We start from the raw sequence: 21396 nt of genomic DNA on the forward strand, positions 1-21396 counted from the left end.
AGCAGATGGTTCGCCAGAGGCTGACTTTCAACCGTGGCCGGGAAAGGGCGAAACCTGACCTTAAGCCTGTCGCGGCAAGCTGGCGACCTCTTCGCGCGAAAGACGCCATGGCCGGTCCGGTTCACTACGAAATCTACATCCGCAAGACGCCGCCCGCGTCCTGGACGCTGTCGATGGCGACGGAGGACCGCAGGAAGGCCGTCGAAACGGCCGAGGATATGTTGCGGGACGGTCAGGCCTGCGCCGTGCGCGTGACCAAGGAGACCCTGGACCCCGAGACGATGGAGTTCGCCAGCGTCACCGTTCTGACCCGCGGCGCGCCCGAGATGAAGCGCAAGCAGCCGGTTCAGGCGGACAAGGCCGGTCCCAGCTGTCGCGGCGTTCAGGATCTGTACGCGCCCCATGCCCGCGATCTGATCGGCCGGGTGCTGGAGGACTGGCTGACCCGCCAGGGCGTCACGGCGTTTGAACTGCTGCACCGCCCCGATCTGGCCGAGCGGCTGGAGGCCTCGGGGGTCGAACTTCAGCACGCCATCCAGAAGATCGCCGTGCCCGAGAGCCAGAATACGGGCCAGCCGGTTCATGACCTGGTGCGCCACTATCAGCGGCTCAGCGAACAGGCGATCGAACGGCTGTTGCAGGCGGGCCGCCGCGACCAATTTCCCAGCCTGGCCGAACGCTCGCTCGCCGACGTGGCCCACCGGCTGAACGGCGCGCCGGACCGGGCCTTCATCATGGGCGGGATCGTCGCCGGGGCGCTGAAGGGGATCAAGGGCGCGCGGGCGCGTCTGGACCGGCTGATGGACCTGTGCGACCGGGCGCCGATGGACGGGCCGCCGCGCGCCCTGGTGCTGGTGCCGATCGAGCAACTGCTGTGCGAACTGCTGGGTTCGCGCGCCAGCCTGGCCCAGATCGTCGGCCCGGCCCTGGATCAGGGCTCCAGCCTGGCGGCGGTGGTGCGCATGGTCGCCCCGCGAGAGATCGGCGCCCTGATCGCGCGCGATCCGAAACTCGCCGTCCTGGTTCCGCCGGTCGAAGGCGGCCCTGCGCGTCTGGGCGAAAGGCTGGCGGCGGGCGAGTTCCCGCTGCTGGCGGCGTCCCTGGCGCGGATGGTGGTGCGCGAACTGATGAGTCCGCGTCGCCTGCGGCCCGGCGACGCCGAGGGCGAGATCGACATTCTGCGCGCCCTGGCCACCACATTGACCGCCACCGCCGGTCGGCTGCTGACGCTCGAGGAGGTGCAGACCGCCTTCGTCGAGCGTTCCAAGAGCCTGGTCACCGCCGATTTCGTCGCCGCCTATGTGAAGGGTTGTCCGACCGTGCTGAGCGAGGTCGAGCGCCTGACGCGGCTGTGCGAGAACGTGACCGGCGGGGCCAACAAGCGTTCGGCGGCGCGCTGGCTGGACGCCTGCGTCACCTCGCTGCGCTTCGAGACCGAGATGCGGGCCTCGGGCCAGACGCCGGGCCAGAAGCTGCTGGCTCTGGCCGGCCTGCAGCGGGCGGCGCGCAACGCCGCCCTGTCAGAGCGGGACCGTGACGCCGTCGTCGATGCGCTCGGCGTGGTCGGCGGCTCGGTCGAGGCTGACGCCAGACTGGTCGCCCAGATCATCCGCGCGCCCGCCCCGGTCCCGCAGAAGCTGGCGGCCCTGCTGCGCCTCGCGGCGGGCGAGACCGGCCCGACCGGCCCCGTGGCTGACCGGGCCAGGGCCGAGGCGGTCAGACTGTTCCGGGCGCCGGAAGTCCGCGCCGCCCTGGGCGCGACGCCCGAGGCGGTTCAGGCCCTGCGGCCGCTGATGAAGGCGGTCGGTTTGGCCGCCTAGAGCGGCCTTCGTCAGTCGAAGATGTCGAAGATGTCCATCCGCTTCTTCTTCTTGCGGTAGTGATAGTCGTCGTCGCGGTGGCGATCGTCCTTGTAGAGCGGCGGCTCGCGGTAGCCCTGCGGCTGGCCGCCCCAGGGTTGCTGGACGGGTTGCTGCGGGGGCTGCTGATAGGTGGGCTGGGGCGCGACCTGCGGCGCGGCGGCGCGACCTTCCTCGGTTGCGCTGGCCATCAGCTTTTCCAGTTCGCCGCGATCCAGCCAGACGCCGCGGCAGGTCGGACACATATCGAACTGGACGCCGTTGCGGTCCAGCGTCTGCATGGCGGCGTTGTCGTTGGGGCACATCAATAGGGGCATGGCATCCTCGTCCTCGAATGATGCGGTCCGACATCACGCCGCCGAAGCGCCGCCAGAGGGGCCCGTCCCGCAAGGCATGAAGCTAGGCGCCCCGACGGATGGTCACAAGTCGCGCTGACGCCGCAGGGCGAACCCGTCGGCGGACCCGCCTCAGCAGCTTTGCCCCGCCGCCCAGCCCGACGACCAGGCCCACTGGAAATTATAGCCGCCCAGCCAGCCGGTCACGTCGACCACCTCGCCGATGAAGAAGAGGCCGGGAATCGACTTGGCCTCCATCGTCTGCTGGTCCAGAGCGGCGACATCAACCCCGCCCAGGGTCACCTCGGCGGTGCGATAGCCCTCGGAGCCGACGGGCTTGACCGTCCAGGCGCTGACCGTCTCGGCCATGGCCCGCAGCTTCTTGTCGCCGACCTCGGCCAGTTTCCCCGCCAGACCTTCGCGGGCGCAGATGACCTCGGCCAGACGGCGCGGGATGATGTGGCCGAGCGCGGTGTGCACCGCCTGCTTGCCGTTCTCGGTCTTGGCCGCCAGCAGCCGGGCGGCGACGTCCTCGCCGGGGGCCATGTTGACGGTGATGGCCTCGCCCTCGCGCCAGTAGGAGCTGATCTGCAGGATCGACGGCCCCGACAGCCCTCTGTGCGTGAACAGCATGGCCTCGGTGAAGCTGGCGCTTCTGGCCTTGTCGGTGGTCTTGACCACGGCGTCCACGGCCACGCCCGCCAGCGGCTTCAGCTGCTCCAGCAGGCCCGGCTCAAAGGTCAGCGGCACCAGGGCGGGCCGCGTCTCCGTCACCCGCAGGCCGAACTGGCGCGCGACGTCATAACCCCAGCCGGTCGCGCCCATCTTGGGGATCGACTTGCCGCCGGTGGCCACCACCAGAGAGGCCGTCGAGACGCGGGTTCCGTCGTCCAGATCGACGGTGAAGCCTTCGCCGTTGCGGGCGATCGCCTTGACGCCGAGGCCCAGCGACAAGGTCACGCCCGCCGCCTTCATCTCGTCCGTCAGCATACGGATGATCTGCTTGGCGCTGTCGTCGCAGAACAGCTGGCCCAGGGTCTTCTCGTGCCAGGCGATGCCGTGGCGCTCGACCATCTTGAGGAAGTCGTGCTGGGTGAACCGCTTCAGCGCCGACAGGGCGAAGCGCGGGTTCTCGCTCAGGAAATTGGCGCCGCTGGTCCCCATATTGGTGAAGTTGCAGCGCCCCCCGCCCGAGATGCGGATCTTCTCGCCCGGCGCGCGGGCGTGGTCGATGATGCGCACGCGGCGGCCGCGCTTGCCCGCCTCGATGGCGCACATCATGCCGGCCGCGCCGGCGCCGACGATCAGGACGTCGAGATCAGAAGACTTCATCGCCCCGCCCTAGCAGGCGCGGGGGCCCGAGGCGACCTCAGAGGCCCCTCTTACAGACCAAGCGCGATGCGATAGCTGGGATGCACCACCTCGGCGTACTCGGGATGCTTCTTCAGATAGCCGGCGAAGAAGGGGCAGGTCGGCAGGATGACCAGGCCGCGTTGCTTCAGGTCGGCCAGCACGTGTTTGGCCATCCGGCTGGCGATGCCGCGCCCTTCCAGCGGGATCGGCACGATGGTCTCGGTGATCAGCAGGCCGCCCGCGGTGGTGTTGTAGAGCACCACGGCGGTCTGGCCGTCGACCGTCAGCTCGTAGCGCCTGGCCTCGGCGTTGTCGTGGATCTCGGGGTCGAGGCTCATGCTTGGCTCCTGTGGCGGTGAGGAAAGCCTAGCCCGGCCCCAGGAGAAAGGGGAGGGGGCGTCGCCGCCCCCTCCGTCGCGTCAGAAGCTGTAGTCCAGTTGGACCCAGGTCTGACGGCCGTAGATGTCGTACCAGCCGATGGAATAGTTGGGCCAGCCGCCGGTGCGGTCCTCGGGGTAGCGGTCGGCGATGTTGTTCATGATCACCGAGACCGAGGCCTTGTCGTTGACGCGATAGCGGACGCTGGCGTTGAACACGGCGTAGGGATCGCGTTCCGACGCGTAGTCGTTGGTCGGAATGGTGCCGTAGCGGACGCCGTAGAGGGTGGTCGTCCACGGTCCCGCCTCCCAGATGACGCTGCCCGACATGCGGTCGCGCCAGTCCGACTGACGCGACAGGTCGCGCAGATAGTCGAAGGTCGGGTCGCCCTCGAACTGCTGGTATTCGTGCTCCAGAACCTTGGTGTAGGTCAGGCTGCCGCTCACCAGGCCCCAGCGCTCGAAATTGTGACGGGCGTTGACGGTGGCGTCGAAGCCGCGCGTCGTCTCGCTGGCCGCATTGATCGGATTGACGGTGATGCGCGTGACCTGGTTCGGGTTGATCGCGGCGTCGCCCGGATTGCGGGCCACCCGCCCGACATAGTCCAGGCACAGGGCCGAGTTCGGATCGACCGTCCCGCCGCTGGGCGTGCGGCCCAGACGGCAGTCCGCCTCGGTGCGCAGGATGATGTCCTCGCTCAGCGACGTCACCTGCTGGCTGATCTCCAGATCATAATAGTCGAACTGGAGGTCGAAGGCCTTGCTGGGCGTCCAGACGAAGCCGGCGGTGAAGGACTTGCCCTTCTCCGGCTGCAGCGCGGCGTTGCCGCCGCGCGTGAAGTCCATGTTGTACTGGATGTCGCAACTGGAATAGTCCTGCCCCTCCAGCCGGCACTGATAATAGTCCGTCACGCCGGGGTAGTAGCCGCGCGTCTCGGTGGCGAAGATGTAGTTCATGTCCGGCGCACGGAAGCTGGTCGAATAGCTGGAGCGCAGCAGCAGGGTGGGGATGGGCCGGTACTGTAGGCCCAGGCTGTAGGTCGGGCTGTCCACCGACTCGCCTCGGTATTCATAGCGATCGTAGCGGCCGGCCACGGTGGCGGTCAGCTGCTCCAGGATCGGCACGCGCAGTTCCAGACCCGCCGCCTGACGCTTGCGTTCGCCGCCCGAGGGCTGCGATCCGCTGGTGTTCCAGGCGACGCTGGTGTTCAGGCGCGCGTCGGGCTGGTTCCTGTAGCCCTGCTCGCCGATCTCGACCACGGCGGCGGCTTGCAGCGAACCAGCGGGCAGTTGCCACAGGTCGCCGTCCACCGAGAGGGTGAAGTCCTGCAGCCAGGAGGTGTTGTGGTCGGTGAAGCGGTCGGCCACCGTGCCGAACTCGCCCGGCGTCAGCGGCGTGTAGAGGCGGTTGGCGGCGGGGGCGTAGACCGGCTGGGTCGTGCCCGAGACCTGACGCGATCCCTGCCGCGCGCCCAGGAAGAAGCCGTCGATCCCGGTCAGCAGCCGCACCCGGCTCTGGTCGCTGACATATTCCGAGCGGTTGAAGGCCGCCTCATAGCGCCAGTCGCCCACGTGGCCGCGCACGCCCAGGACCGCGTTCCAGTTCTCCTCATCGTAGCGGTTGCCGACGCCGAAGGCGCCGCCCGTCTCCTCGGGCGTCAGCACCCGGTTCCAGGTCTCCAGCCGCCCGGCGGTCTCGTTCCAGAAGGTCTTGTTCCAGCTCAGCGAGCGGACGACGTTGTCGACCTGGGTCTTGCCGTACAGGAACTCGCCGAACAGCTCCGCAGCATCGTTCAGATGATAGGTCAGGCCCAGATAGGCGTTGCCCGACTGCTTCTGGGTCTGGATCGTGCGCGTGCTGTAGTAGGCGTCGCTGCCGCAATACGAGCCGCCGCTGGCCGCCACGACGCGCTCGATCGTGCCGCCTTGCAGCGAACCCAGGCCCTCGCACAGGCCGGCGGGCGGATCATAATAGGCGCGGGTGATCGGGTTGCGGTTCGAGAACATGGCCGGCGGGACCGTCCCCGGCTCGGCGTAGCGAGTGTAGGATCGGCTGATCTCGCGGTCGCCCCAGAAGATGGCGTCGCGCTGGCTGTATTCCAGGCTACCGACCACATCCAGTCGGTCCCAGCTGCGGCCGCCCGACAGCTGGGCGCGCCAGTTTTCGCCGCCGCCCTGTTCTGTGCCGCCATAGCGCAGCGAGGCGTCGAAGCCGTCGGTCTTCTGCTTCAGCTTGATGTTGACCACCCCGGCGATGGCGTCCGAGCCGTAGATGGCGCCGGCGCCCCCGGTCAGGACCTCGATCCGGTCGACCACGGCGTTGGGCAGGTTGGCCAGGTTCACCGCATTGACCGAGCCGTTGTAGGCCGACGGATATTCCGCCACCCGCCGCCCGTTCAGCAGCACCAGGGTGTGGTTGGGGCCCAGGCCGCGCAGGGAGATGACGTTGGCGGCCGGGGTGAAGGTGGCGCCGAAGTCCTCGCCCTGAACCGAGCCTGTGTTCTGGGTCGCCTGGCTCAGGGCGTCGAACACGCTGCGGAAGCCGCGCGTGTCGATGGCCTCGCCGGTCAGGACCGAGACGGGGGCGACCCCCTCCAGATCGACGCGGCGGATGCGCGAGCCGGTGACGACGACTTCATCGACGGTCGCGACGGCGTCGGGCGTCTCGGCTTGAGGCGGGGCGGGCGAGGTTTGGGCGAGGGCGGGGGCGGCCGCCGTCAGGGCGATGGCGGCGGCCGACAGCCGCAGCAGACTCTTTTTCACAACTGAACCTTGTTCTTGGAGGGGTGTTCCAAGCGGTCAAGGTTTAGGCGAAATTTTTACCCCGAACAGCCGTGATCGCCGCGCGTTTCTTTTAGAAGTTCGCGGCGATCAGAGAGAAAACCTCAACAGCCGATCAGTGGGCCTCGTCCCAGTTGGCCGCGGCCTTGGCCTCGACCACCAGCGACACGCTCAGGGCCACGGCGGGGTCGGCGGCGCCTTCCATGACCTTGCGGACCAGGGCCAGGGCGCGCTCGGCCTCGGCCTCGGGGGCTTCGAAGATCAGTTCGTCGTGGACCTGCAGCAGCATACGGGTCTTCAGGCCCGCCTCAAGCAGGGCGCCCGGTATGCGGATCATGGCGCGGCGGATGATGTCGGCGGCGGCGCCCTGGATCGGGGCGTTGATGGCCGCCCGTTCGCCGAACTGCCGCTCGGCCCCGGACTTGGAATGGATGGCCGGAATGTGGATGCGACGCCCGAAGACGGTGGTGACGAAGCCGTGCTCCTTCACGAAGGCCTTGGTGCGATCCATGTAGGCGCGGATGCCGGGGAAGCGCTCGAAATAGGTCTTGATATAGGCCGCCGCCTCCCCCTGATCGATGCCCAGCTGGGCCGCCAGACCGAAGGCCGAGATGCCGTAGACGATGCCGAAGTTGATGGCCTTGGCGCGGCGGCGCGTCTCGGACGGCATGCCCTCGACGGGGACGCCGAACATCTCGGACGCGGTGGCGGCGTGAATGTCGAGGCCCGCCTTGAAGGCGCGCTTCAGTTCAGGAATGTCGCCGATGTGAGCCAGCAGGCGCAGCTCGATCTGGCTGTAGTCGGCCGAGATCAGCACATGGCCCGGCGAGGCGATGAAGGCCTGACGGATCAGGCGGCCGGTCTCAGTGCGGATCGGGATGTTCTGCAGGTTGGGATCGGACGAGGCCAGACGCCCCGTCGTCGCCGCCGCCAGCTGATAGGAGGTGTGCACCCGGTGGGTAGTCGGATCAGAGGCCGCGACCAGGGCGTCGGTATAGGTGCCCTTCAGCTTGGACAGTTGGCGCCAGTCGAGGATGGCGCGCGGCAGGTCGTGGGTCAGGGCCAGCTCTTCCAGCACGCTGGCCTCGGTGCCCCATTGGCCGCTGGCGGTCTTCTTGCCGCCGGGCAGGTTCATCTCGCCAAACAGGATCTCGCCGATCTGACGCGGGCTGCCGACGTTGAAGGGGCGGCCCGCCAGCTTGTGCGCCTGCTCCTCCAGCTCGGCCATGCGCTGGCCGAAGGTCGAGGACAGGGAGCGCAGACGGTCGGGATCGACCCGCACCCCGTTCAGCTCCATGTCGGCCAGAACGGCGGGCATGCCGCGCTCCAGCGTCTCATAGACGGTGGTCAGGCGCTCGGCGGCCAGACGGGGCTTCAGCAGCTTGTAGAGGCGCAGGGTCACGTCCGCGTCCTCGGCGGCGTAGCAGGTCGCCGGTTTCAGCTCGACGTGCTTGAAGCTCTTCTGGCTCTTGCCCGTGCCCGCCACGCTCTTGAACGGAATGGGCTCATGGCCGAGGTGCAGCCGCGCCAGCTCGTCCATGCCGTGACCGTGCAGCCCGCCTTCGAGGACGTAGCTGATCAGCATGGTATCCTCGATCGGGGCCACGCGGATGCCGCGCCGGGCCATGACGGCGAGGTCGTATTTGATGTTCTGGCCGACCTTCAGAACGGCCGGGTCTTCCAGCAGGGTCTTGAGGCGTTCCAGCGCGGTCGGCTTGTGAATCTGCGTCAGCGGCTCGCGCGGGCCGCCGCCGAGGTCCAGACCGAAATCGAGCCCGCCGTCCCCCGTCGGCTCATGGTCGTGGGTCAGGGGGATGTAGCAGGCCTCGTTCGGCCCCACGGCGAGGGAGACGCCGCACAGGCCGGCGTGGGTGGCCGACAGGGCGTCGGTCTCGGTGTCGAAGCCGATGACCCCGGCGGCGCGGGCGCGGGCGATCCAGCGGTCCAGATCGTCCAGCGTCTGCACGCACTCGTATTTGTCGCGGTCGAAGTCGTGGACCTGATCCGGCGTGGCGACCTCAGTCGGGGCGTAGCGCGGGCTGGCGACCGGGGCGGTGGGCTGGCGGGCGAAGGTCGAACCTTCCTTGGCCGGGGCCTTGCCGTCACCGACGCGGCGCAGCAGCGAGCGGAACTCCATCCGTTCGAGGAATTCGGACAGGACCGCCGGGTCGGGATCGCGGATCAGGAAGTCGTCGACCGGCTCGGGCGCCGGGGCGTCGCAGGTCAGCTTGACCAGCTCGCGCGACAGGCGGATCTGGTCGGCGAAATTGATCAGGGTCTCGCGGCGCTTGGGCTGCTTGATCTCGCCGGCGCGGGCCAGCAGGGTGTCGAGGTCGCCGTATTCGAGGATCAGCTGGGCCGCCGTCTTGGGCCCGATGCCGGGGGCGCCGGGGACGTTGTCGACGCTGTCGCCGATCAGGGCCTGAACCTCGACCACCTTGTCCGGCGCGACGCCGAACTTCTCGAACACGGCCTCTTCGTCCAGGCGGCGGTCCTTCATCGGGTCGTACATGACGACGCCGTCGCCGATCAGCTGCATCAGGTCCTTGTCGGAGCTGACGATGACCGCCTCGCCGCCCAGATCGCGGACCTTGCAGGCATAGGTGGCGATCAGGTCGTCGGCCTCATAGCCGGGCAGTTCAATCCCATGCACGCCGAAGGCCGCGGTCGCCTCGCGCACCAGGGGGAACTGCGGCACCAGATCCTCGGGCGCCGGCGGACGGTGGGCCTTGTATTGATCGTAGAGGGTGTTGCGGAAGGTCTTTTCCGAGTGGTCGAAGACGGCGACCAGATGGGTCGGGCCGTCCTCGCCCTTCATGTCGCGGATCAGCTTCCACAACATATTGCAGTAGCCCTGCACCGCGCCGACGGGCAGGCCGTCCGACTTGCGCGTCAACGGCGGCAGGGCGTGATAGGCGCGGAAGATATAGGCCGAGGCGTCGATCAGCCACAGCCGGGGCGGCGGTCCGTCCTGGCTCAGAGGGCGGGCGGTGGTGTCGGCGGGCGCGTCGGTCATGGCGCGACCATAGGGGGGACGAAGCCCCCCGTCATCCGGCCATATGATTGATTACGGCGCCCAGCCGCCCGGCGTTTCGGGGATGGCGTCCTCGCCCTCGTCGGCGATCTCGCCGCGGGTCTTGCGGACCTCGGCCCAGGCGGCGCGCAGCAGCTCGGTCACGCCCTCGCCGGACACGCCCGACACCAGGAAGGGCGTTTTGCCCGAGGCGGCCTTCAGCGCCGCGACCTTCTCCTCGCGTTCTTCCGGCGACAGGGCGTCGACCTTGTTCAGCGCCAGCAGCTCGACCTTGTCGGCCAGTCCTTCGCCGTAAGCGTCCAGCTCACCACGGATGATGCGGTAAGCTTCGGCCACGTCGTCCTGCGTGCCGTCGATCAGGTGGATCAGGCTGGCCGAACGCTCGACGTGACCCAGGAAGCGGGTGCCCAGACCCGCGCCCTCATGGGCGCCTTCGATCAGGCCGGGGATGTCGGCGATGACGAAGCGTTCGGTGGTGCTGAGGTCCACCACGCCCAGATTGGGCACCAGGGTGGTGAAGGGATAGTCCGCCACCTTGGGCCGCGCCGCCGAGACCGCCGCCAGGAAGGTCGACTTGCCGGCGTTGGGCAGACCGGCCAGACCGATGTCAGCGATCAGCTTCAGCCGCAGCCAGATCCAGCGCTCCTGGAACTCTTGACCGGGGTTGGCGTAGGCCGGGGCCTGATTGGTCGGGCCCTTGAAGCGGGTGTTGCCCCAGCCGCCGTTGCCGCCCGAGAGCAGCTTCACCTTCTCGCCCGGCTTGTCCATGTCGAGCAGGACGGTTTCCTTGTCCTCGTCCAGCACCTGGGTGCCGACCGGAACACGCAGGACCACGTCGTCGCCCTTGCCGCCGTGCATCTGGCGGCCCTGACCGTGGTGGCCGGTCTGGGCCTTGAAATGCTGCTGGTAGCGATAGTCGATCAGGGTGTTCAGCCCTTCGACCGCCTCGACCCAGACGTCGCCGCCCTTGCCGCCGTCGCCGCCGTCGGGGCCGCCGTTGGGGATGAATTTCTCGCGTCGGAACGAGACGGCGCCGGCGCCGCCCGCACCCGAGCGAATATAGATCTTGGCCTGGTCGAGGAACTTCATGCGGGCCTTATGGCCGAAGAGAGCGGCGATTTACAGGCCGCCTCCGCCATCAACGAATTTCGAAGACGAAGCTGAACCTTCGATGGCCGTTGGTGCTCTCTTCTGCGCGGGCCGTGCGCATGGCGCGCAGGGCTTCCATGCCGAAGCCGTAGCCGGCGGGGGTTTCCGCAACGATGAGGCAGTTCGTGGGCGTTCCGGCCGCAAAGTCGCAGCGAAGCGTGGCGCTGCCGCTCACTTTGGCCTGAACCGCCCTGCCAGGCATCTCGAGGCCCGGGGTTCTGGACCAACTGATCGGCGTCTCTTCCGCAGGCGCGGGAGGGGGCGTCGTCGCATGGGCCCCGACCTCTTGCGCGGTCAGGGCCGAAATGAGCGCGATAAGAAGCATCGGGATCCCCGCCGAAATTAACGCGGCGGACGGTCCGGGATTCGCTCGCTGAGAGCAAGCGGCCTTTCTAGCCCCGCGCCCAGACGCCGAAGGGGTCGCTCCACGGCAGGTCCAGGGCCTCGGCCACGGCGGGATAGGTGATCTCGCCCTTCAGCACGTTCAGGCCGCGCGCCAGATGCGGATCCTTGCGCAGGGCCTCCAGCCCCTTGTCGGCCAGGGCCAGGCCGAAAGGCAGGGTGGCGTTGTTCAGGGCCTCGGAACTGGTGCGCGGCGCCGCCCCCGGCATATTGGCGACGCAGTAGTGGACCACGTTGTCGACGACATAGGTGGGGTCCTGGTGGGTCGTCGGCCGGGAGGTCTCGAAACAGCCGCCCTGGTCGATGGCCACATCGATCAGGACGCTGCCCGGCTTCATCGACTTCAGCTGATCGCGGCGGACCAGGGTGGGGGCCTCGGCGCCGGGGACCAGCACGGCCCCGATCACCACATCGGCCTTGACCAGTTCCTCCTCGATGGCGCCGATCGAGGAATAGCGGGTGATGACCCGGCCCCCGGTCAGCTCGTCGATCTCGCGCATCCGGGGGATGGAGCGCTCCAGCACCACCACCTCGGCGCCCAGGCCCATGGCCATGCGCGCGGCGTTCAGCCCCACGACCCCGCCGCCCAGCACCAGAACCCGCGCCGGCGCCACGCCCGGTACGCCGCAGAACAGCAGCCCCATGCCGCCGTTGTGCTTCAACAAAGTCTCGGCGGCGGAAAAGACGGCGATCCGCCCCGCCACCTCGGACATGGGCGCCAGCAGCGGCAGGCCGCCGTTCTTGTCGGTCACCGTCTCATAGGCGATGGCGGCGCATTTCGAGGCCAGCAGCCCTTGGGTCTGATCGGGATCGGGCGCCAGGTGCAGGTAGGTGAACAGGATATGGTCGGGCCGCAGCCGCGCCCATTCGACCGGTTGCGGCTCCTTGACCTTTACGATCATCTCGCTGTCGGCGAAGACCGTCTCGGCGTCGGCGACGATGGCCGCGCCCGCCTTCTTGTAGTCGGCGTCGGTGAATCCGGCGCCCAGACCGGCGCCGGTCTCGATCCGCACCTCATGGCCGTGGGCGACGTATTCGCGCACCGCCGTGGGGGTCAGGCCGACCCGGTGCTCATTGGTCTTGATCTCTCTGGGCACGCCGACACGCATGAGTTCCGTCCCTGAGTTGTTCAGCCCGCTGGCCGGGGCCGAGGAGAACGCTAAACCTGACCTTGGGGAACGGCTAGACCGTAACGTCGGAATTCGGACTTGCTGCGCGGCGAGGCGGCGCCCACGTTGAACGGCGACGCTTTGGGGGAATGAGGCATGAACGACGACCACGACCGGACCGCCGTCTGGTTCGGTCTGGCGCTGACGGCGATGCTGGCCGCCGCGCCGGGTCTGGCGGAGGGCAGGGTTCTATTGTTGCCGTTGGTCCTGGCCGGGGTCGGTCTGAGAACCCCTAGTATTTGACGTCCTTGGCGGCCTCTTCGACGGCCTTGCCGGCGGCCTGAGTATCCTTGCCCACCCCGGCGACGGTGTTGCAGGCGGCGGTGGCCAGAAGGGCGGCGGCGAGAATGATCAGTTTGCGCATGGCGAACTCCCTATGGAATGAACGCACCCTCAAGAGGTCAACGGGCGCGCGGAGGCGGGGTTCCTGCGACGCTTTCGGCGGAATGGGCGGCCGTCGGGGCTTCGGGGGTGACGAAGGTCAGGCGGGCGATGGAGCCGCCGCCGGGCGCTTCGACCATTTCGGCCTGGCCGCGAAGTTGCTTGGCGAAGGCGCTCATCAGGGTGCGGCCGACGCCGGCGGTGTCGCGGTCCGCCATGCCGGGGCCGTCGTCCTGGACCTCCAGCACGCTGGTCTCGCCCATAACCCGGAAGCGGACCTGGAGGTCGCCGCCGCGTCCGGCGAAGGCGTGTTTCTGGGCGTTGGAGACGGCCTCGACCAGCCACAGGGCCACGGGCGCCAGCCGGTCCGGGTCGATGATGATGGCGTCGGCCTCGACCGAACTGGTCACCAAGGGGCCGCGCATGGCCTCGCCTGCGATCAGTTGCCCGACCAGTTCGGTCAGGAAGGTGCGCGAGTCCGCCTCGCGGATGTCCTCGCTCTGGTAGAGGGTGCGGTAGATCAGGGCCAGGGCCGTGATCCGCTGGCGGGTGTCGCCCAGGGCGGCGCGCGCCGCCGGGTCCGCGACCGCCCTCTGCTGCATCGACAGCAGGGACGAGATGATCTGCAGATTGTTCTTCACCCGGTGGTGGATCTCGCGCATCAGCGCGTCCTTCTCGTCCAGCGAGTCGAGCAGGGCCTTGTCGCGGCGGGTGATGGTGTCGCCCAGCGATCCCAGTGTGCGGGCCAGGACGCGGATCTCGGCGGGGGCGTGCTCGGCCTGGACCGGCCGTACCGAGAACCGGCCGCGCGCATAGATGGCCGCGACCCGCTCCAGATAGACCAGCCAGCGGATGACGATCCGCTCGGACAGCAGCATGACGGCGAGGAAGGCGATCAGCCAGGCGGCCAGGGGCAGAAGGAAGGCGCCGATCGGATTCAGCCGCGCCCAGGACAGCAGGCCCGGCGCCGGCGCCGCCAGGAGGACGAAGAGGTCGCGCCCGGCCAGGGCGGTGCCGGCGAAGACGTGTTTGCGCCCGCGCGCGTCCCGGGCCTCGAACAGGGCGGCCTCGTCCTGGCGCGTGTTCCGGGTCCAGTCCGCGGTCTCTTCGCCGTCGACGGCGAAGGCCGAGGGGTCGGTGGAGACCAGAATGCGACCCTCGGCGTCGGTCAGGGCCGCTTGGGAGCCTGAAGGCAGGGCCGGGTCGTGGATGTCCGGTTGCAGCGCCGTCAGCGGGATCATCGCCGCGACCGCCCCCTGGAAGGCGCCCAGGGGGCGTTCCGAACGGACGGCGACGATCAGCGAGCCGGGCGCGTCCGGCGCCCGGGCGATGACGACGTCCTCGCCCTTTCTCAGTCGCTGGTACCAGGCCTGGCTGCGGACCTCGGGCGAGGTCACGGCGTCGTCGCTGGAGCGCGAGGCGCAGACGGGTTCCCCGGTCGCGCTGTAGCGATGCAGGGCCGACAGGGCGTCGAGCCGCGCGACCAGGGCCGTCAGCCGCGGCTCGCAATAGAGGCCGGCGCCTTCGGGGGCCAGGGCTTGCAGCAGCACCACGGTGCTGTCGATCCGGGCCTTGGCGTCAGCGGCGCTGCGCTCGGCCGCCAGCTGCAGGTCGATGCGGCGGTCCTCGGCCTGGCGCCGGAACTCGGCCTGGGTCTGGATGGCGCTGAGCACAAGGATGGGCAGCAGGGCCACCGCCATGGCCAGCCCCATGCGGAAGCGGATGCCGTGCACGCTGGGACGGCCCAGCCTGAAACCCCATGCGCGGCCGAACCGCACCATGCGTCGTCAGTCCTGCCTGGCGCCGCTCAGCCTGTCGGCGTCGGCCAGGATCGAACGCATGGCGTCGCCGGCGGCCTTGCCGTCGCGACCATAGCCGCCGCGCTCCAGCGTCGCCTGCAGCGCCTTGCGGGCCCGCGACACGCGGCTTTTCACCGTGCCGACGGCGCACTGGCAGATTTCAGCGGCTTCCTCGTAGGCGAAGCCGCCGGCGCCGACCAGGATCAGGGCTTCGCGCTGTTCCTCGGGCAGGGTCTTCAGGGCCTGACGCAGTTCGTCCAGGGCGACGGGCGCCTCGGGATCGTCGACCGCCACCAGGGTCCGCTCGGCGGCTTCCTGATCCAGCTGGGTCTGGCGCCACGAGCGGCGCTTTTCCGAATAGAACTGGTTGCGCAGGATCATGAAGGTCCAGGCCTTCATATTGGTGCCCATCTGATAGCTGGCCCGGGCGTCCCAGGCCTTCATCATGGCTTCCTGGGCCAGGTCGTCGGCGGCCGTGGGGTCGCCGGTCAGGGTGCGGGCGAAGGCCCGCAGGTGAGGGATCAGCGTCACCAGCTCGGTCTTGAAGCCGGCGTCGTCGGCGGAGGGCGGTTTCGGCGGGGCGCTGGAGATGCTCACTGCCCCCCCTTGGCCGATGACCGTTCGTCGGCCCGCCGCAGGATGTCCAGGAATTCGTCGGGCACCGGTTCGTTCACTACCTGATCGAACATATGGCGCAGCTTCACGCCGATGGCCTGTTGCCGCAGGCGCACTTCTTCCAGCCCCTGGTCCCTGGACGCCGGCGCGTCGGGACGCGGGGTGGTTTCCTTAGCATTGATCATGGAGTTCCGGCCGCCGCCCAAGCCTAGAGGTCGAGTTCACTGAAGCCGAAAACGCGACTTCCCTTGAAAGAGTTCCTAGTCCTGTGCGTTTTTATGCTCAAGCTTCCGTTTCAAAGGTGGAACCGTTGCGTGTCAGACACGTTCTGACAAACTGGCGCGTCTCCAGTTCGGGGACGCCGACTGTCGGGGAATTTGTATGAGTCTACTGGCTAGGCTGGCGCCGCATCTGCCCTATGTCCGCCGCTATGCGCGCGCGTTGACCGGCGATCAGACCACGGGCGACAACTATGTGCGGGTCGCGCTGGAGACTCTGGCCGCCGGCGAGCGGCAGCTGCCGACGGACATGACGCCGCGGGTGGCTCTCTACCACGTCTTCCACGCCATCTGGTCATCGACGGGCGCACAGCTCGAGGACGGCAGCGGCCTGGAGGGCGGCGACGACGCCACGCGTCGGCTGATGCGGATTGCGCCGCGCTCGCGCCAGGCCTTCTTGCTGACCGCGCTCGAGGGATTCACACCTTCGGAAGCAGCGCAAATTCTGGCCGTGGACCCGCGCACGGTCGAACGACTGATCGCCGAGGCTCAGTCCGATATCGACGCCGAACTGGCTACCGACGTTCTGATCATCGAGGACGAGGCCATCATCTCGGCCGACATCGAAAGCCTGGTGCGGGAACTGGGCCACAATGTCACTGGCGCCGCCACCACCCATGACGAGGCGATCGACGCCGTTACCCGTCATCGCCCCGGCCTAGTCCTGGCCGACATCCAGCTGGCCGACGGTTCGTCGGGCATCGACGCGGTCAAGGACATCCTGAAACGCTTCGACGTGCCGGTCATCTTCATCACCGCCTTCCCCGAGCGGCTGCTGACTGGCGAACGGCCCGAGCCGACCTTCCTCATCACCAAGCCCTTCCAGCCCGAAACGGTGAAGGCGGCGATCAGCCAGGCGCTCTTCTTCCACCCTTCGCGCCAGAAACAGGCGGCCTGATCTTCAGGTCGCCGGCGACGTCGTCGCAGCGGGCGGCGGCGTCGAGGCCGGTTGGGGGGCAGGCTGGCTGAAGGCGGTCGAATCCTGCGAGGTTTCCCTCGTGTCCGGATTGACGGTCTGGAAGCCGCTATTGCTGAGTAGCCACATTCCCAGCAACAGGACAGCCGCCGCCCCGCCTGAGACGATCAACAGCCACAGAATACGCCGACCACCCCGACCCTGGCGGACGTATTGCGCCTCGATCGGCACATGGTGTTCGACGGCGTCGGCGGAATGGGAGTGGGGATCCTGATGGGTCATCGCGGTCTCCGGTTCTGTCCTCCTTGATATCCTAGCAACGCGGCGGGAGACGCCGTCGTTCCGGGTTGGGCCGGAGCAGGAGATTATTTCGCGGCGATCCGGAACCCGGTCCAGGCGCCGTCGTTATCGGAATGCGGAGACGACAGAGCCCCCCGACTTGACCGGTCCGCCGGTCAGTTGTCTCCGCTCCTCATTCTCGATGATGCCACCTCAAAGCGGACCCGAAACGGTCCGCTTTTTCTTTGGAACCCTCTCGACAGGCGGCGCGCATCCGCCACTATGAGTTCTCAAAGAAAACGCATTGGAGACGCGCCATGGCCCTTCGCAATCGTCAGTGGGTTCTTCGCCAGCGGCCCAGGGGCCTGATTCAGGACGGCGATCTGGAGCTGGTCGAGACGCCCGTGCCGGATCTGCAGGACGCCGAGGTCCTGGTCCGCACCGTCTATCTGTCGCTGGACCCGACCAACCGCACCTGGATGAATGATTCCGAGGGCTATCTGCCGCCCGTCGGCCTGGGTGAGGTCATGCGCGGGTTGACGCTTGGCGTGGTCGAGCAGTCGAAGTCGGACCGGTTCAAGGAAGGCGACGTGGTCACGCCTCTTTCGGGCGGCTGGGCCGATTATGCAGTGGTGCACGAACAGGGGCTGCGTCCGGTGCACCGCGCGCCCGGAATGCCGCTGACGGCCAATCTGTCGGTGCTGGGGATGACCGGCCTGACCGCTTATTTCGGCGTCACCGACGTGCTGAAGGCCAAGGCGGGCGAGACCCTGGTGATTTCGGCGGCGGCGGGGGCGGTCGGCTCCATCGCCGGCCAGGTGGCCAAGCAGCGCGGGGCGCGCGTCATCGGCATCGCCGGCGGACCCGACAAATGCCGCTGGCTGACCGAGGATCTCGGCTTCGACGCCGCCGTCGACTACAAGAACGAGGACGTCGGCGCAGCGCTGGACCGTCTGGCCCCGAACGGGATCGACCTCAATTTCGAGAATGTCGGCGGGGACATCATGGTCGCCGTGTGGAACCGGCTGAACGTCCATGCCCGCATGGCGGTCTGCGGCCTGATCTCCTCCTACAACGCCACGCGGATGCCGCCCTCGCCGAATTTCAGCCGCATCATCACCCATCGCCTGAACGTCCAGGGCTTCCTGGTGCTGGACTACGCCCACCGGGCCCGCGAGATGGTCGCCGAGATGGGGCCGTGGCTGGCGGATGGAAAGATCAAGTGGAAGGTCCACGTCGACGACGGGCTGGAAGGGGCGGTGACGTCGCTGAACCGCTTGTTCACCGGTGACCATGACGGCAAGCTGCTGGTCCGGGTGTCGGAAGAACCCGCAGTCTGAGGAGCCCGCCGGATGACCGAGCCGCTGCACGTCCATTTCGAGGATCTCGAGGTCGGTCAGGTCATCCCCCTGGGCGCCTGTGCGGTGGACGCCGGGGCGCTGGACGTGTTCGCCGAACGGTTCGCGCCGGGCTGGGACGTGGCCTATGGCGCGCCGGACGCCCTGGTCTACGCCCTGTGGAGCCGCCTCTCGGCCGAGAAGGCGGGCGGCTGGGCCGGGGCCAAGACCCTGGCGGTCGACGGCCTGCGCTTCATGCGCAACCCGCCGGCGGGCGAGCTTCTGCGCGGGCGGCTGACGGTCATGGGCAAGGACCCGGTCGGCGACGAAAAGGGCATCGTCATCGCCCAGCAGGACCTGTTGGACGAGGCTGGAAGGCTGGTCTTCTCCTGCCTGACCCGCGCCCTGGTCGCCCGGCGCTAGACACAAAAACGCCCCGCCGGTTCCGACGGGGCGTTCTCATTTTCAAGTTCCAGCGGCCTCAGGCCGCTGTGAACCTTAAGCGTTGGCGGCGGCCGGGACTTCGGCGGCGCGCGAGAAGGCCATGGCGATCAGACGATCCCAGCCCAGCAGCGACACCAGGTGGGCGTAGATCTGGCCCAGGGCGCCGTTGTCGCGCAGTTCGGCCAGCTTGTCGGCCGGCAGAGCCTTCAGCTTGTCTTCCGAGACGGCGAAATATTCGGCCAGCTTTTGAACTTGACCGGGCGTGCCGTCCGGGTTGCGCGGCGTGAAGGAGGCTTCGCGGGTCTCGAACAGATCCAGATCCGTCAGCAGCTTGACGAAGGATTCGGTGCGCAGGCGCTCCTGTTCGAAATTGTTGCAGAACTCCATCGCATTGTTGACGTAGTCGCTGGGCTGACCGTTCTCGAACAGCGGCACTTCACCGTTCTCGCCGACGAAGGCCGCGCCGCGGTCGATGCACAGGATCATGCGGTTCTGCGTATCGTCATTGGCGAAGACGAAGGGATAGCGACGGATATAGGCCGGGATATAGGCCTCGGGACGGAAGTCGCCGTTGTCGATGAACAGGTTGTCGTTCTGGCGCAGGCCCATGGCCACGACCGGCTGCTTCAGGTCGCCGACGAAGACGATCGGATAGGACAGGGCGGCCGGCGCGAATTCAGTGACCGTCAGCGGCACGATGTTCGTCTGGGCGACGAAGGCGTAGGGCTTGTCGGCGGGGGTCACGCCCAGCTTGCCGTGGACTTCGGCCGAGAGCGGCTCCGGCTGCGTGTAAAACAGGACGTTGCCGGACAGGGGGCCGGACGCTTGGGTCGTGGTGTCGGTCATGATGTGTCGGATCGTTCTGAACAGAAAGGTCGGGCCTTCTAGCCTATGGCCGGGCGCGCCGCAAACGCGGCGGTTCGATGAACGTCGGACCATGGCGCGTCGGTCCGGCGACGCCGCCGCCGGTTGCGGTACGGCGACGGACCCCTTAGCTGTGGAACATGGGCGCCGCTTGCGATCACGATCACGCCGACCACCGTCCCGGCTCCGCCGAGGTCGAGCAGGCGCTCGTCTCGGTCGAGGCGCGCTGCGCCGCCGAGGGCGAGCGTATGACCGCCCCGCGCCGCCGGGTGCTGGAGCTGCTGCTGGCGGCGGGCGAACCGGTCAAGGCCTATGACCTGATCGCCCGCTTCGGCGCCGACGGCCGGGCCGCCAAGCCGCCGACCGTCTATCGCGCCCTGGAGTTTCTTGAGCGGCGGGGCGTGGTCCACCGCATCGCCTCCATCAGCGCCTACGTCGCCTGCACCGCCGCCGCCGGGGACGCCCCGGCCCATGCCGCCGCATTCCTGATCTGCGACTGCTGCGGCGCGACGGAGGAGGTCGCCGTGGCCGGCGGCGACGCCTTCGCCGAGGCCGCCTCGGCCGCCGGTTACGCCATCGAACGCACCACGATCGAGGGGCACGGCCGCTGCCCCGCCTGCCGCGTGGCGGCCTGACGCGGATGGATGCCCTGGCTCTCTCGGCGCCGCGACGTCTTTCGGTCCCGATCGACAACCGCTGGGGCGGGGGCGAGATGGCTGTGCTGGACTTCGGCGACCCGGCCCGGCCGGTCGACCTGATCTTCGCCCACGCCAACGGCTTCAACGCCTACGCTTATCGCGCCCTGTTGCAGCCCCTGTCCGGCGCCCTGCGCATCTGGGCGCCGGACCTGCGCGGCCACGGCCGGACCCGGTTGCCCGCCCGGCCCGAAGGGCGGCGCAGTTGGAAGGATCACCGCGACGACCTGATCGCGCTTCTGGAGGCCGTCGACGGCCCGCCCGTGGCTCTGGCCGGCCATTCCATCGGCGCGACCAGCGGCCTTCTGGCGGCCGCCGAGCGGCCGGGGCGGGTCTCGCGTCTGCTGCTTCTGGACCCGGTCATCTGGCGGCGCGAGATGGTGCTGGCGATGAACCTGCCGCTGGTCGGGCGGCTGGCCGAGCGCAATCCGATCGTGGCCGGCACGCGCAGGCGGCGCGCCCTGTTCGACAGCCGCGAGCAGGCCCTGGCCGCCTATCGCGGGCGGGGCGCCTTCAAGGGCTGGCCCGACATGATGCTGGCCGACTATCTGGTCGACGGGCTGCAGGAGACGGATCAGGGCTTTGAACTGACCTGCGCCCCGGCCTGGGAGGCGTCCAACTATGCCGCCCAGGCGCACAATCCCTGGCGCGCCCTGAAGCGCTATCCCGGCGCCATCCGCATATTGAAAGCTGAAAGCGGCAGCCTGTGCGCCGTGCCGGCGACTGCCTCGGCGAAGGCCTCGCTTCAGGTCGAAACGGTCGCGGGGGGCGGGCATCTGTTTCCCATGACCCACCCCGACATGGCGCGCGACGCCCTGCTCGACCTCGCGGTCTGAGGCGGCCGCCGAGGTGGCCCGAAGCCGGGATGAAGTGCTAGGCTCTGGGGCGTTATGAGTTCGCCCGAGAACCTGAACCGCATCCTGCTGGGCTCGGCCATCGGCGTCGCGATCGGCCTGGTCCTGCTGGCGCTCGGCGTGGCCATCCTGTGGAACGCCGCGGACCAGCGGCTGGCGGATGCGAAGCCCAGGGCGAAGGCGGCGTCCGCGCCCGTCGTTGCCGGCAAACGCGATCAGCCGACCGAGGCGGCGGCGTCGCCGGCGCCCTATCCCGCCGTGGCGCCCGGACCCTCGACGCCCCCCGTTCCGGTTCAGGTCGAGCCGCCGCGACCGGCCGCGTCGTCGATCTGGCGGTCGATCTTCGACGACGGGGAGGAGAGGGCGGAGCCGGTCGCGTCCGGGGCGCCGTCAACCGCCCCGCAGGGCGGGGCGCCGCCCGCCGCCGCTCCAGGCCCGGCGCCGCGAGCGTCCGCGCCCCGACGCCCGCCCGAGG

At 68.7% G+C, this 21396-nt stretch carries 21 protein-coding genes and 1 pseudogene; 8 read left to right on the forward strand and 14 right to left on the reverse strand.

Annotation, left to right across the window (positions count from 1 at the left end):
- Nucleotides 1–107: 107 nt before the first annotated feature.
- Entirely contained in the window at nt 108–1820 is a 1713-nt protein-coding gene (locus ACREEF_RS09470; protein ID WP_431565339.1) for a hypothetical protein, read from the forward strand.
- An 11-nt stretch (nt 1821–1831) separates the two neighbouring features.
- On the opposite strand, the gene ACREEF_RS09475 is transcribed toward ACREEF_RS09470, so the two are convergent.
- The 8 genes from ACREEF_RS09475 to ald form a co-directional block, all read right to left on the reverse strand.
- On the reverse strand, nt 1832–2176 hold the full coding sequence (locus ACREEF_RS09475) for a zf-TFIIB domain-containing protein (protein ID WP_431565340.1): 345 nt from the start codon (nt 2174–2176) through the stop codon (nt 1832–1834).
- A gap of 150 nt (nt 2177–2326) precedes the next feature.
- Nucleotides 2327–3526, reverse strand: coding sequence for an NAD(P)/FAD-dependent oxidoreductase (locus tag ACREEF_RS09480; protein ID WP_431565341.1), 1200 nt, complete (start codon nt 3524–3526; stop codon nt 2327–2329).
- Nucleotides 3527–3576: 50 nt separating this feature from the next.
- Nucleotides 3577–3885 (reverse strand): GNAT family N-acetyltransferase, encoded by a 309-nt coding sequence (locus tag ACREEF_RS09485; RefSeq protein WP_431565342.1) that lies wholly within the window; start codon nt 3883–3885, stop codon nt 3577–3579.
- An 81-nt stretch (nt 3886–3966) separates the two neighbouring features.
- On the reverse strand, nt 3967–6687 hold the full coding sequence (locus ACREEF_RS09490; protein ID WP_431565343.1) for a TonB-dependent receptor plug domain-containing protein: 2721 nt from the start codon (nt 6685–6687) through the stop codon (nt 3967–3969).
- Nucleotides 6688–6820: 133 nt separating this feature from the next.
- Nucleotides 6821–9721 carry a DNA polymerase I gene (gene polA, locus ACREEF_RS09495; protein WP_431565344.1) on the reverse strand — a complete coding sequence of 967 codons (2901 nt, stop codon included), beginning with the start codon at nt 9719–9721 and terminating at the stop codon, nt 6821–6823.
- 51 nt (nt 9722–9772) lie between these two features.
- Nucleotides 9773–10828: a GTPase ObgE gene (gene obgE / locus ACREEF_RS09500; RefSeq protein ID WP_431565345.1), complete on the reverse strand. Its 1056-nt coding sequence runs from the start codon at nt 10826–10828 to the stop codon at nt 9773–9775.
- Between the two features lie 49 nt (nt 10829–10877).
- Nucleotides 10878–11213, reverse strand: coding sequence for a hypothetical protein (locus ACREEF_RS09505; protein ID WP_431565346.1), 336 nt, complete (start codon nt 11211–11213; stop codon nt 10878–10880).
- Nucleotides 11214–11280: 67 nt separating this feature from the next.
- Nucleotides 11281–12399, reverse strand: coding sequence for an alanine dehydrogenase (gene ald / locus ACREEF_RS09510; protein ID WP_431565347.1), 1119 nt, complete (start codon nt 12397–12399; stop codon nt 11281–11283).
- A gap of 156 nt (nt 12400–12555) precedes the next feature.
- On the opposite strand from ald, the gene ACREEF_RS09515 reads away from it, so the two are divergent.
- Complete coding sequence (locus tag ACREEF_RS09515) at nt 12556–12702, forward strand: hypothetical protein (protein ID WP_431565348.1); 147 nt, start codon at nt 12556–12558, stop codon at nt 12700–12702.
- Here ACREEF_RS09515 and ACREEF_RS09520 read toward each other — a convergent pair.
- The 4 genes from ACREEF_RS09520 to ACREEF_RS09535 are packed head-to-tail and all read right to left on the reverse strand — an operon-like array spanning nt 12692 to nt 15439.
- Entirely contained in the window at nt 12692–12823 is a 132-nt protein-coding gene (locus ACREEF_RS09520) for an entericidin A/B family lipoprotein (RefSeq protein ID WP_431565349.1), read from the reverse strand. The two genes, ACREEF_RS09515 and ACREEF_RS09520, sit on opposite strands and share 11 nt — an antisense overlap.
- Nucleotides 12824–12860: 37 nt before the next feature.
- On the reverse strand, nt 12861–14621 hold the full coding sequence (locus tag ACREEF_RS09525; RefSeq protein ID WP_431565350.1) for a sensor histidine kinase: 1761 nt from the start codon (nt 14619–14621) through the stop codon (nt 12861–12863).
- A gap of 6 nt (nt 14622–14627) precedes the next feature.
- Nucleotides 14628–15236 (reverse strand): sigma-70 family RNA polymerase sigma factor, encoded by a 609-nt coding sequence (locus ACREEF_RS09530; RefSeq protein ID WP_431565351.1) that lies wholly within the window; start codon nt 15234–15236, stop codon nt 14628–14630.
- Entirely contained in the window at nt 15233–15439 is a 207-nt protein-coding gene (locus tag ACREEF_RS09535; protein ID WP_431565352.1) for a NepR family anti-sigma factor, read from the reverse strand. The genes ACREEF_RS09530 and ACREEF_RS09535 overlap by 4 nt, the downstream gene beginning before the upstream one ends.
- A gap of 196 nt (nt 15440–15635) precedes the next feature.
- Here ACREEF_RS09535 and ACREEF_RS09540 point away from each other — a divergent pair, with 196 nt between their 5' ends.
- On the forward strand, nt 15636–16430 hold the full coding sequence (locus ACREEF_RS09540; RefSeq protein WP_431565353.1) for a response regulator: 795 nt from the start codon (nt 15636–15638) through the stop codon (nt 16428–16430).
- A gap of 3 nt (nt 16431–16433) precedes the next feature.
- On the opposite strand, the gene ACREEF_RS09545 is transcribed toward ACREEF_RS09540, so the two are convergent.
- On the reverse strand, nt 16434–16730 hold the full coding sequence (locus tag ACREEF_RS09545; protein WP_431565354.1) for a hypothetical protein: 297 nt from the start codon (nt 16728–16730) through the stop codon (nt 16434–16436).
- A 314-nt stretch (nt 16731–17044) separates the two neighbouring features.
- Here ACREEF_RS09545 and ACREEF_RS09550 point away from each other — a divergent pair, with 314 nt between their 5' ends.
- Nucleotides 17045–18067 carry an NADP-dependent oxidoreductase gene (locus ACREEF_RS09550; RefSeq protein ID WP_431565355.1) on the forward strand — a complete coding sequence of 341 codons (1023 nt, stop codon included), beginning with the start codon at nt 17045–17047 and terminating at the stop codon, nt 18065–18067.
- 12 nt (nt 18068–18079) lie between these two features.
- Nucleotides 18080–18487 carry a MaoC family dehydratase gene (locus tag ACREEF_RS09555; protein ID WP_431565356.1) on the forward strand — a complete coding sequence of 136 codons (408 nt, stop codon included), beginning with the start codon at nt 18080–18082 and terminating at the stop codon, nt 18485–18487.
- Between the two features lie 75 nt (nt 18488–18562).
- Here ACREEF_RS09555 and ACREEF_RS09560 read toward each other — a convergent pair whose 3' ends face one another.
- The gene (locus tag ACREEF_RS09560; protein WP_431565357.1) at nt 18563–19354 is read right to left on the reverse strand and encodes a SapC family protein; all 792 of its coding nucleotides are present in this window, start codon (nt 19352–19354) and stop codon (nt 18563–18565) included.
- A 158-nt stretch (nt 19355–19512) separates the two neighbouring features.
- Here ACREEF_RS09560 and ACREEF_RS09565 point away from each other — a divergent pair, with 158 nt between their 5' ends.
- The 3 genes and pseudogenes from ACREEF_RS09565 to ACREEF_RS09575 form a co-directional block, all read left to right on the forward strand.
- Nucleotides 19513–20007, forward strand: coding sequence for a Fur family transcriptional regulator (locus ACREEF_RS09565; protein ID WP_431565358.1), 495 nt, complete (start codon nt 19513–19515; stop codon nt 20005–20007).
- Between the two features lie 5 nt (nt 20008–20012).
- A complete protein-coding gene (locus tag ACREEF_RS09570) occupies nt 20013–20903 on the forward strand; it encodes an alpha/beta fold hydrolase (protein WP_431565359.1) in 891 nt (296 codons plus the stop codon).
- 54 nt (nt 20904–20957) lie between these two features.
- A pseudogene (locus ACREEF_RS09575) lies at nt 20958–21396 on the forward strand (hypothetical protein); the annotation flags it as partial.

Origin of the sequence: Brevundimonas sp. (assembly GCF_050729455.1) — a bacterium.
Lineage (GTDB): Bacteria > Pseudomonadota > Alphaproteobacteria > Caulobacterales > Caulobacteraceae > Brevundimonas.